Here is a 10,336-nt window from a genome sequence, read left to right as displayed (position 1 = left end):
AAAATAATATTTTTAAACAAGAAGCGATTGACTTTAGAAAAGAAGAAGGCAAAGGGAAAAAAATAGAAATCAAGAAACTTCTCGCCTTATCAAAAAAAACTACCCCCAGTAATTAAATGCATCTTTGCAAAGTAGTAGTGCGGCGCGTCAGAAATGACGCTGAGGATGAGCCAGATAGTTCTTCAGGTAGGTGAGGGGAAGCCCCATGGCGGCTTCAAATTCTCCCTCAAAATTTTTCATCAGACTCTTTGCATTTTCCTGGATAGAATAGGCCCCGGCTTTATCCCAGGGTTGATCGAGTTGCAGATAGTTTTGAATTTCTTCATCGGAGTAATTTTTCATGCTCACTGAAACTTTTTCCAGATGCGTTTCCTCCTGAATTTGCCCGGAGGAAGATATTTGAAGCAGAGCAAGGCTGCTTAGAATCTGGTGAGTTTTCCCTCGAAGTTTTTTTAAAATTTGAAAGGCATCTTCCTCATCTTTGGGTTTTCCAATTTTTTCATTTTCTAGAGCCAGCAAGGTATCACTTCCAATAATCAGATGAGGTGCTGAAGCAATGAGTGTTTTATCGATAATGGATTTTGCCTTTTCGAGTGCAAAAAAAATAGCTTCTGCTTCGGGCGATAAATGCGGGGCGGTTTCTTCCTTGAAACGAGGTGTTTTTATTTGAAACGGGATCTTCAGGCCTTGCAAAATTTCGTTTCGACGAGGGGAAGTGGAAGCGAGAATAATCATAAATAAGATTTTAGAATCTTTTGAAGTTCTTCCAGGTTGCTTACTCGTACCAACAAGTTTCGCAGATCGGCTGCGCCCGGAAAGCCCCTCATATACCAGCCTGCATGTTTTCGGATCTGGATAAAATTCTTTTCGGCCTTGGAATTCTGCAACAATTCGGCATGATCCAGCAAGGCTTGTATTCGGGTTTTAAGCGGAATTTCGAGTGAACTGAAATTGAAGTTGGAACGATAGCTTTCTTTGTCACGAAACAACCAGGGATTTCCATAACTGGCTCTCCCCAGCAAAACTCCATCCACCTGTGTTTCTTCAATTCTTTTCACCGCATGTTCCAGGTTCTTCAAATCTCCATTTCCCAAAATGGTTTTCCCCGAACCTTTCGCCAGTTCTACGGCAGAGGCAATGGCCTCCCAGTCAGCCTCTCCGGTGTAGGCTTGTTTGAGGGTACGGCCATGAATGGAAATATTGGAAAGCTCTTTACAATCCAACAATTGTCCAATCCATTCTCGGACATTAGTGGTGCTATAACCCAAACGGGTTTTCACAGAAAGAGGCAGTTGCCTTCCTGATTTTTCGTAAACTTCTTTTAAAGTTTCTCCACAAATTTTTATAATCGCCTTGGCGTGAGAAGAAGCATTAATCAGCGCAGCCCCGCCACCACTGTGTACGACTGATTTTGCCGGGCAACCCATGTTGATATCCACACCATCAAAACCCAGTTCGGCAATAATTTTTACCGATTCCCGAAAAGATTTTAATTCATAACCATAAATTTGCGCGATGATCGGTCGCTCGTGAGGCAGATATTTTAAATCCTCTAAGAGCGCAGGGATGTGACGGGAGAGGCCTTCCACACTGACAAATTCGGTAAACATGACATCCGGTGCCCCGTGATTATACACGATGCTTCGAAAGACGTGATCGGTCACGCCGTCCATGGGAGCCAGACCGAAGATAGGTTTGGGAAGATTTTGCCAGGAGAAGGGCATTTTTTTTACTTTCCGGGGGGAAAAATCTGGTTCAACTTCATTTCAATTTCTGGATTATATTTCACCTTCACTGCCCCCAGGTTTTCTTGAAGCTGCTCCAGCCGGGTCGCTCCCGTTATGACACTGGAAATCCCTTCCTGATTGAGCTCCCAGGCCAAGGCAAGTTGGGCACGACTACAGCCGATTTCATCGGCGACGGTTTTAAATTTTTTAACCAAGGCTAAATTTTCAGGAGTTTTGATATTCTCTCTCAACCAATCGATACGGGCAAGGCGAGAGCCTTCCGGTAAGCTTTCATCGTATTTCCCAGTCAGTAATCCAGAAGCCAAAGGGCTCCATACCACCAGCCCCATTCCTTTTTCCAAGGCGAGAGGACGAATTTCCTTTTCGATGCGATTTCGGACCAGCAGGCTAAATTGCGGTTGTTCCACTTGAGGTTTGTATAAATTATTTTTTTCGCAAATTTCGTGGGCAGCCCTGATTTGATTGGCACTCCATTCACTGGTTCCCCAGTAGAGAATTTTCCCCTGATGAATCAGATCATCCATGGCTCGAAGGGTTTCTTCAAGTGGCGTCTGATCATCAAAACGATGGCAGAAGTAAAGGTCTAAATAGTCGCTGCCTATGCGCTGCAAACTTTTATTTACCGATTCCATAATGTGTTTTCGGGAAAGCCCTCGGTCATTCACATCTTCACTCATAGGCCAAAACAATTTGGAGGAAAGAACAAGTTCATGTCGGGGAAATTCCTGCAGCACTTTCCCCATCACTCGTTCGGCTTCTCCTTTTGCATAAATATCCGCGATATCAAAAAAGTTGATCCCATTTTCATAGGCACAAAGGAGAAGTTTTCGGATCAGCTCTTCATCCGTGACGCTTCCTCCAAAGGTGGTCCATCCCCCCAGGGCAAGGGCGCTCACTTTGGTTCCGCATTTTCCTAAAGATCGATATTTCATTTCGGGATGAAACATAATAAGGCTCCTCATCTTGACAGTTGTGAATCGGCTATGGAAGGAGGTTCCATAACCAAAGGAAAGTCTATGAGTCAAACAGAACCGACATTAGAAGTGCCGGTATTAGAAGTAATAGTCGCCAAAAGTGCAGGGACCTGTTTTGGAGTGGAGGCGGCCATTGAACTGGCAGAAACGCATCGCAAGCCCATATTGGGGCCTATTGTGCACAATCCCAAGATTGTGCAAGACCTTGCCAATAGCGGAATTCCTATCCTGGAACGCTATCAGGATTTTCAAAGTCTGGAGGAGAACGGGGTAAAAGAGCTGATCATCACCGCTCATGGCTATCCGAAAGAGCTTAAAGAAAGCCTGAATGAGCGAGGGATAAAATACTACGATGCCACCTGCCCGGTGTTGCTCAAATGGGTGTATAAAAAAATAGAGCTCTTTCAATCCAGGGGTTATTCCATTATTCTGGTCGGAAACCCCAAACACGCAGAAATTATTGCCAGTCGCAGCTATGGTAAAAACATTCATGTGGTTTATTCGGAAGAAGAAGTGGATGCCTTGCCCGATAATTTAGGCAACACCATCGCCATCTGCCAAACCACAATTACGGCTGATAAATTTGATCGCCTGATTTCTTATATTCAACAAACAAAATATCCCGGGATGAAGATTGTCGACACTCGCTGCAAGCCCGTTAAAAATCAGCAAGAGGCCGTCAGCAATTTGGCCCAATGGGTAGATGCCATGCTGATTATTGGAGGTTATAATTCTTCCAACACGACCAATCTGGCAAAACTTTCCAAGAAGTTTCTTCCCCTCACCACTTACCATATTGATTCGCCCGGCTTGGTAAAGCCAGAATGGTTGGAAGGGATTCATCATCTGGGAATCGGGGCAGGGACCTCCACTCCCAAGTCGCAGATTGAAGATGTACAGCGTAAGGTCGTCGAGCTTTATCCAGGAAAAGTCTTGCTCAGTATAGAGCAAGAGGAAGGAAATTTGTTTGAGGAGGAATAGTTGTTTTTCTCAAAACAGTTTTAATCCTTCTGGTTCAAGTACTGAGAAATCTTTGTCGAGAGTAAAGAGCAGAGCTTTATGATGCATGGCGGTAGCAGCAATAATCGAATCGGATGCCCCCAAACGCGGGTATTTCGCCATAAGAGAGCAGGCTATTCGATAAACTTGTAAGGGGGAATCTAAAAAGGGGAAAAGTAACATTTTCTTCTCCTGGTTTTTTCTCTCTATTTCATTTCTAAAACCCCCAACGTACTCTACCAAGACCTGCCCACAGATCGCGATAAGATTATCATGTAGGAGCGACCACATCTTGAGTCCCAAGTCGGATTCTCGTTTTCTAAAAAGAGAAATCCAAACGCTGGTGTCTATTAAGACCATTTATTTTTCTTTCGTGCGGATTTGATTTTTTTATAAGAATGGGGGGCTTTTTTACGGAACAAATCTTCCAGAAAATCTATTTTTTCTTTGAGGGTAATATAGTCTTGCAAGCCATGAACAATGGCTTCGCTGTATCCAGAGAGCCCGGTGAGTTGTTGGGTTTTTTTTAGCAAATCTTCATGAATGGTAATGGTAGTACGCATATGCAGTATTATATAGAAAGTGATGCAGAAGACAAGAAATACTGCATCTATTTCCTCCAAAAATAAACCAAAACCACCAGGATAGAAAAAAGAAAGCGGTACACGACAAACACACGGTAACTGTAACGTTGAATATACTGCATCATATATTTAATACTTAAAAAACCTACAGTGGCCGAAACAGCAACACCCAGGAGGGAGTTCAGATTTAATCCGGTTGTTAAAAAAGTTTTTGCCTTTAACAAACAGGCCCCTGCCGTAATAGGAGTGGCTAAAAGAAAAGAAAAACGGGCCGCGGTTTGACGATTAAACCCCCGTACCAATCCTGAGGTAATAGTAACTCCTGAGCGTGAAACCCCTGGAATAATTGCCAAGGCTTGTGAGAGCCCGATCAAACAGGCATCGATAAAACCAATCTGATCTCCACTTTTTCTTTTTTGACTCACAGAATCAGCCACCAAGAGTAAAATCCCCATCAAGCTCATAGTGAGTGCAATGAGTAGGGGAGAACGAAAAAGTTCTTCGGCCTGTTTTTCAAAAATTTTCCCTATCACTGCACCGGGAATAGTGGCAAAGAGGATGTACCAGAATAATTTTTCAGAGTGTGTGTAATGGGCCCGTTTTTTCGTAATGGAACTAAATGCGGCCTTAAAAAGCTCCAGCCAATCTCTCCAGAAATAAAAAAGAATAGCCAGCAAAGTTCCAAAATGAAGAGCCACATCGAAGGTAAGGCCGGGATCTTCAAATTTGAATAGCCACGGAGTGATTACTAAATGTGCAGAACTGGAAATGGGTAAGAACTCGCCCAGACCTTGCATGATACCCAACAATACAGCTTGCCAATGTGCCACCGGTCACCTCGTATAATTTTTAGAGAGCATCGTCTGCGGGGTTAAATTTTTTATCTCGGATAACTTTTTTGGGAGGGGTACTCTCTTTCGTATTTCCCTCCGATTTTTTCTTCTCTTTGACGGGTGATTCTTTCCCCAGGGAAAACCCGGAACGATATCCCTTGTTAAAGCCTGCGCTATAACCCGCTAGAAAATGAGATTGGATTCCATATTCGCTACGAAATTTTTTTATAGCGTTCTTATAATCTTCATGAGCTGTGGGATTGTTTTTTTTTCCTTCTTTTTTATCTGACTTTCCTGCCTTGAATCCCAAGTCCAAACCCAGTTCATATCCACGTTTTTGGGCGGGATCTCCCATATAAGCTCGAGTTTTTCCGTCTTTTTTAGGATGTGCCACCTTGCTTGTTTTTTCTTCAGCATGAAGAGAAAAACAGGCTAAAGAAGTAATCAGGACAAGAGCAAAAATAAATGAGTGACGATAGACTTTCATGAGACCTCAATTTAAAAAGCCCAGCGAAATTGAATGGGCATTATTCGAGCGGCAATGGCGGTATTGTCACCAAGAAGAATATCAAAGGAAAAATCAGAACCCAACTTGATGTGATCAGTCAGATCATACTGAATTCCCACGACAGGAATTGCAATATCTCCAAAATTGTTTCCACCACTATTCGTGCTCATGACCACTCCACCCCCGACGCCCACATAAACATTCCATTTTTCGTGATTGGGGATATCGAAGTAATAGCGAACTCTTCCTCCCAAATAGATGGAATCTAGATCTCCCGCCGTAACATCAAAACGGAAAGAAAGAGAAAGTTTATCCATTACAAAAAATTCGGGCTCAATTGCAAAATCAAAAGAAGTCCCCAGCCCCTCGGAGCCGCTGATCATTCCCAAATCAGTTGAAATTTGCAACTGGTGATTCTCAGTGCTGGCCTGAGCAGAACCAAGAGCAAGCAAAAGGGTGATTAAAAAAGTTGAAGAAGTTATGAGTTGTTTAATTTTGTTCATGGTTGCCTCCAAGAGTTTAACAGTAAGTAAGCTGAGCCGTGCTTGTATCGATGCCCTCATTGCTTGTCAAAATTTTTTTATTAAAATTTCTCTTGGAAAAAATGTTTTTTTTTGAAAAGGAAATAGCACGCAACTTTTTCAAGAGAGTGACGATAAGGTAAATAGCTGAGGGAATAATTATGAGGCATGAACTCGATTGCAAAAAACAAATTCTGGCTCAAGTGGTGAAAGATTTTAGATTAGAGGGGGAGCTGCCAGATATTGGTCTTCTGAAGAATTGTCTGGAACAAATGAATCCTGGTGAACTTGCCCAGTCGATTTATTTTTTAGAATATTCTTCTGCTGAAACGCATAGCCAAAAAACACAGAGAAAATATGAGCTGAGTCTAGAGGTAAAGAATGCGGTACAAAAAATATTTTTGGCGTTGGCTCAACATTTCCAGCGAAATCCCGATGAGACAGAAAAAGCGATGGATTCGATGATGCATTATTTATCGAAGGCTCTTTTGATTACAGTGTTGAAGCACAATTTGATTTCAATGAATTAAGGGCACCTCTAAAAAATCCCCCTACGCCAGTAGGGATTCCACTTCATCTAAGATTTCCTCTGCAATTTTTTTCTTGCTCAGCAAGGGCAGGGGTTTTGTCCGCCCAGGGAAAATAAGGGTCATGATATTCTCATCCGAAGCAAAACCTAAATCGGGTTTTGAAACGTCGTTTGCACAAATAAAATCCAGGTTTTTCTTGTTTAATTTTTCTTGGGCATGACTTTCAACTTCAAAAGTTTCTGCCGCAAAGCCCACCAGAATTTGTTTCTTACTTTTATATTCCCCCAGGTACGCTAAAATATCCGGGTTTTGAATCAGTTTTATCTCCAATTCAGCTTTGTTCTTTTTTACTTTTTCTTCTGAAATCTGCTCGGGTTTAAAATCGGAAACTGCAGCGGAACAAATAACAATATCCATTTGGGTAGATATTTTTTTCACCGCATCAAACATCTCTTGAGCCGTGGCAATGGATATAAGATGAATATCCTTTGCTGCCTTTAAACAAGAGGGGCCACTGACCAAATAAACTTCAGCGCCACGAAGCTTGGCTTCTTCAGCTAGAAAATATCCCGTTTTACCACTGGAAGGACTGGATAAATATCGAACGGGGTCCAAGTGTTCACGGGTAGGCCCTGCGGTAATAAGTATTTTTTTCCCTTTTAATGTTTTGGGAGCCAAACAAGATTTTATGGCTGTGACTATTTCGGGCAGCTCAGGAAGTCTTCCGGCGCCCTTGTGTCCGCAAGCCAGAGAGCCGGAGTCGGGCTCTAAAATATGAACTCCACGATCTTGCAAAATTTTCAGGTTGGCCTGAGTCGCAGGATGATTCCACATGTTGCTATTCATCGATGGGCATAAGAGGACGGGCCTGGTGCTTGCTACGAGTAAGGTGGAAAGTAAATCGTTGCAGAGGCCATGGGCATATTTGGCAATCAGGTCCGCAGTGGCAGGGGCCACGACAATCAGTTCGGGAAGGTCTGCTAATTTTATATGAGAAATTTGAGATTCCTGCTGCAAATCAAAAAGCTCGCTATGAACCGGATTTTGTGAAACGGCCTGCAGGCTGAGTGGAGTGACAAATTGGGAAGCTGTAGGAGTCAGAACCACATGCACATCAAAACCTTCATCTCTGAGACGACGAACCAGGTCTGGAGTTTTGTAGGCTGCAATGCCACCGGAGATTCCTAGGAGGAGGAGAGTATTTTTTTTGGGAGGACTATTCATAATTAATTTAACATAATATATCTTATACGCACTTTATGAATTCTACTGATTAACCTTATCCCTTCTTGACTCCAAATCATCCGCCGATATAACCGTACGCGGATTTTGTTTTCTCACTCCCTCGGAGCTCTACCTTATGAAAAAGAAAAATACTCTGCAATCGGCATTTGCATTTGAAGATTCTTTGTTAAAACCTGCTTTGGATGAATGTGTCGACAACGCTTCTAAAGCCATTTTAAGCCAACAATTTCAAGAAGGATTTTGGTGGTACACTTTAGAAGCCAATGAATCGATCAATGCCGAATTCATCTTTTTGCTCCACTGGATTGGTTTAAACTCGGAATACACCACGCTGATTCAGTCTCTCAGTCAGCGCATCGAAAGTAGCCAAAATCCAGATGGTTCCTGGTCTCTCTATCACGATGGTCCTGGAGAACTTTCAACCACCATCGAATGCTATCTTGCGTTGAAGCTCTCCGGTCATAGTCTTGAGTCTTCAAATAGCCTTTATCTGGCAAAGGAATTTATTTTAAAACACGGAGGGCTCACGCAATGCCGTGCTTTTACGCGAATCCACCTTGCCCTTTTTGGACTTATTCCCTGGGAAAATTGTCCCTCTATGCCTGTCTCTTTTGTTCTTTTTCCCCACTGGTTTCCCCTCAATATTTATGAGTTTTCGAGTTGGGCTCGAGCCTGTATTGTTCCACTCTTGGTGGTTCAAGAAAAGAAATTTATCCTGAAAGATTATAACCCTCATTACTTAGATGAACTCTATGTAGAAAGAAACCCTCAAGATCGAGAATGGGACTTTAAAAATACCAAGGGGCTTTTTTCATTAGAAAATCTGTTTTTTGGCATTGATAAGCTTTTAAAAGTAAAAGATCGATTCATAAAAATTCAAAACCCCTTCAACAAAATTGCCCTTAAAAAAGCCGAAAAATGGATTCTTGATCATGTTTCAAAAACCGAGGATATTTATCCGGCTTTGGCTTATTCTCTTCTTGCCTTAAAAGCTCTGAATTATCCCACTCAGCATCCACTTTTCCAAAAATGTCTCAAGGCCCTCTTTTCTTTTCAACAAAAAATTTCTAAGGAAATAGATGTATTACCTACAGAAGCTCACGAAGATAGTTATAAAACTCCTCTGCCCTGGCAAGCAAGCTTAGAATCCACACTTATTTATCAGCAATGCTGTATTTCCCCAGTTTGGGACACCCCCTGGGCCGGAGTTGCGCTGGCTGAGGCGGGGATAAAAGACTCTCATCCTGCTCTCATTAAGGCAGCAAGATGGCTCCTCACAAAACAAATCACTCAAACTTATGGAGATTGGTCCATCAAGAATAAAAAAGCCCCTCCTGGGGGTTGGTCTTTTGAATTTGAAAACGATTATTTTCCTGATGTGGATGACACTGTTCAAGTTCTGGCCTTTTTGTTTCGGGTGGATCTGCCTCGCGAACAAATTACAGCCCCTTTTCAACGCGGTTTGGATTGGATTTTTTCAATGCAATCTAAAAATGGCGGCTGGGCGGCCTTTGACATGGATAACACCAAATCGTGGGTGAATAAAATCCCCTTTTCAGATCATGGAGCTTGCCTAGACCCCCCTAGCCCTGATCTTACTGCTCGAGTCTTGGAATTTTTAGGTTTTATCGGCTATTCGCTAGATCACCCGGCCTGTGCGAAAGCCTTTGAGTTTCTTAGAAAGACACAAGAGATGAATGGCTCTTGGGAAGCTCGCTGGGCAGTCAATTATATCTTTGGAACGAGCTCTGCCCTTCAAGGACTGAGCTCCATAGGTCTAAACCTCAAGGAGCCAATGATTTTAAAGGCAGTCCATTGGTTAAAGAGTATACAAAATGAAGATGGGGGCTGGTCGGAATCTTGTGAAAGCTATAATCAAAAAAGACATATTCCCCTCCCCTACTCCACCGCTTCACAAACGGCATGGGCAATCCTAGGCCTAGTGGCCGCTGGAGAAGAAAAATCAGAAGAAGTTAGGCGAGGAGTGGAGTTTTTGATTAATACCCAAAATGAAAAAGGGACTTGGGATGAAGAAGCCTTTACTGGCACTGGATTTCCAGGGCACTTCTATATTCGATATCATGGATACCGACACTACTTCCCTCTTCTGGCCCTTGCGAAATACAGAAGCTCCATGCAGTCTACCCTTCGAGTCTCACATTTAAAGTCGGTGAGCTGATTTTAAGCCCTCATTTCTGCTGACAATCAATTCAAAACTTATCGCCCAACAGGATGACAAGCCGTCGAGCACATGGTGGTGCTTGTTCTTCCCGACTTCCGCGCTAAATTTTGAAATATTCAGATAAGTGGATGAAAAGTAAGGATGAGGATTTTAGGGTCAAAATGTAGTGGCCCCTTTTTCTTTTAATTATTTTCCCCTGGCTCACTTTTTTT

12 protein-coding genes are annotated in these 10,336 nt (G+C 42.7%); 3 read left to right on the top strand and 9 right to left on the bottom strand.

The window, feature by feature from the left end; all coding sequences use genetic code 11:
- Positions 1 to 147: 147 nt before the first annotated feature.
- The 3 genes from maf to HQM15_11635 are packed head-to-tail and all read right to left on the bottom strand — an operon-like array spanning position 148 to position 2,680.
- A complete protein-coding gene (gene maf / locus HQM15_11645) occupies positions 148 to 735 on the bottom strand; it encodes a septum formation protein Maf (protein MBF0493417.1) in 588 nt (195 codons plus the stop codon).
- Positions 732 to 1,724 (bottom strand): tRNA-dihydrouridine synthase, encoded by a 993-nt coding sequence (locus tag HQM15_11640; GenBank protein MBF0493416.1) that lies wholly within the window; start codon positions 1,722 to 1,724, stop codon positions 732 to 734. Before HQM15_11640 ends, maf begins: the two co-directional genes overlap by 4 nt.
- Positions 1,725 to 1,729: 5 nt before the next feature.
- A complete protein-coding gene (locus tag HQM15_11635; protein MBF0493415.1) occupies positions 1,730 to 2,680 on the bottom strand; it encodes an aldo/keto reductase family protein in 951 nt (316 codons plus the stop codon).
- An 84-nt stretch (positions 2,681 to 2,764) separates the two neighbouring features.
- On the opposite strand from HQM15_11635, the gene ispH reads away from it, so the two are divergent.
- A complete protein-coding gene (ispH, locus tag HQM15_11630; GenBank protein MBF0493414.1) occupies positions 2,765 to 3,703 on the top strand; it encodes a 4-hydroxy-3-methylbut-2-enyl diphosphate reductase in 939 nt (312 codons plus the stop codon).
- Positions 3,704 to 3,712: 9 nt separating this feature from the next.
- On the opposite strand, the gene HQM15_11625 is transcribed toward ispH, so the two are convergent.
- From HQM15_11625 to HQM15_11605, 5 genes are read right to left on the bottom strand one after another with little or no spacing between them, the layout of a single operon-like run.
- The gene (locus HQM15_11625; protein ID MBF0493413.1) at positions 3,713 to 4,081 is read right to left on the bottom strand and encodes a PIN domain-containing protein; all 369 of its coding nucleotides are present in this window, start codon (positions 4,079 to 4,081) and stop codon (positions 3,713 to 3,715) included.
- On the bottom strand, positions 4,072 to 4,284 hold the full coding sequence (locus tag HQM15_11620) for a type II toxin-antitoxin system VapB family antitoxin (protein MBF0493412.1): 213 nt from the start codon (positions 4,282 to 4,284) through the stop codon (positions 4,072 to 4,074). The genes HQM15_11625 and HQM15_11620 overlap by 10 nt, the downstream gene beginning before the upstream one ends.
- Positions 4,285 to 4,331: 47 nt before the next feature.
- On the bottom strand, positions 4,332 to 5,135 hold the full coding sequence (locus HQM15_11615; GenBank protein ID MBF0493411.1) for an undecaprenyl-diphosphate phosphatase: 804 nt from the start codon (positions 5,133 to 5,135) through the stop codon (positions 4,332 to 4,334).
- Positions 5,136 to 5,154: 19 nt separating this feature from the next.
- Entirely contained in the window at positions 5,155 to 5,625 is a 471-nt protein-coding gene (locus HQM15_11610; GenBank protein MBF0493410.1) for a hypothetical protein, read from the bottom strand.
- An 11-nt stretch (positions 5,626 to 5,636) separates the two neighbouring features.
- Complete coding sequence (locus HQM15_11605; GenBank protein ID MBF0493409.1) at positions 5,637 to 6,149, bottom strand: outer membrane beta-barrel protein; 513 nt, start codon at positions 6,147 to 6,149, stop codon at positions 5,637 to 5,639.
- Positions 6,150 to 6,328: 179 nt separating this feature from the next.
- Here HQM15_11605 and HQM15_11600 point away from each other — a divergent pair, with 179 nt between their 5' ends.
- On the top strand, positions 6,329 to 6,697 hold the full coding sequence (locus HQM15_11600) for a hypothetical protein (GenBank protein ID MBF0493408.1): 369 nt from the start codon (positions 6,329 to 6,331) through the stop codon (positions 6,695 to 6,697).
- A gap of 21 nt (positions 6,698 to 6,718) precedes the next feature.
- Here HQM15_11600 and coaBC read toward each other — a convergent pair whose 3' ends face one another.
- Complete coding sequence (coaBC, locus tag HQM15_11595) at positions 6,719 to 7,921, bottom strand: bifunctional phosphopantothenoylcysteine decarboxylase/phosphopantothenate--cysteine ligase CoaBC (GenBank protein ID MBF0493407.1); 1,203 nt, start codon at positions 7,919 to 7,921, stop codon at positions 6,719 to 6,721.
- 136 nt (positions 7,922 to 8,057) lie between these two features.
- On the opposite strand from coaBC, the gene shc reads away from it, so the two are divergent.
- On the top strand, positions 8,058 to 10,121 hold the full coding sequence (gene shc, locus HQM15_11590) for a squalene--hopene cyclase (protein ID MBF0493406.1): 2,064 nt from the start codon (positions 8,058 to 8,060) through the stop codon (positions 10,119 to 10,121).
- Positions 10,122 to 10,336: the final 215 nt, after the last annotated feature.

It is taken from the genome of Deltaproteobacteria bacterium (assembly GCA_015233135.1).
Lineage (GTDB): Bacteria > UBA10199 > UBA10199 > JADFYH01 > JADFYH01 > JADFYH01.
Note: the sequence above shows the minus strand (reverse complement) of the source record. Positions and strands in the feature narration are given on the sequence as shown.

What these genes read in the sequence shown, in the direction of transcription:
- maf (MBF0493417.1), bottom strand. Translation starts at nt 735, where the DNA reads ATGATTATTCTCGCTTCCACTTCCCCTCGTCGAAACGAAATTTTGCAA.
- HQM15_11640 (MBF0493416.1), bottom strand. Translation starts at nt 1,724, where the DNA reads ATGCCCTTCTCCTGGCAAAATCTTCCCAAACCTATCTTCGGTCTGGCT.
- HQM15_11635 (MBF0493415.1), bottom strand. Translation starts at nt 2,680, where the DNA reads ATGAAATATCGATCTTTAGGAAAATGCGGAACCAAAGTGAGCGCCCTT.
- ispH (MBF0493414.1), top strand. Translation starts at nt 2,765, where the DNA reads ATGAGTCAAACAGAACCGACATTAGAAGTGCCGGTATTAGAAGTAATA.
- HQM15_11625 (MBF0493413.1), bottom strand. Translation starts at nt 4,081, where the DNA reads ATGGTCTTAATAGACACCAGCGTTTGGATTTCTCTTTTTAGAAAACGA.
- HQM15_11620 (MBF0493412.1), bottom strand. Translation starts at nt 4,284, where the DNA reads ATGCGTACTACCATTACCATTCATGAAGATTTGCTAAAAAAAACCCAA.
- HQM15_11610 (MBF0493410.1), bottom strand. Translation starts at nt 5,625, where the DNA reads ATGAAAGTCTATCGTCACTCATTTATTTTTGCTCTTGTCCTGATTACT.
- HQM15_11605 (MBF0493409.1), bottom strand. Translation starts at nt 6,149, where the DNA reads ATGAACAAAATTAAACAACTCATAACTTCTTCAACTTTTTTAATCACC.
- HQM15_11600 (MBF0493408.1), top strand. Translation starts at nt 6,329, where the DNA reads ATGAGGCATGAACTCGATTGCAAAAAACAAATTCTGGCTCAAGTGGTG.
- coaBC (MBF0493407.1), bottom strand. Translation starts at nt 7,921, where the DNA reads ATGAATAGTCCTCCCAAAAAAAATACTCTCCTCCTCCTAGGAATCTCC.
- shc (MBF0493406.1), top strand. Translation starts at nt 8,058, where the DNA reads ATGAAAAAGAAAAATACTCTGCAATCGGCATTTGCATTTGAAGATTCT.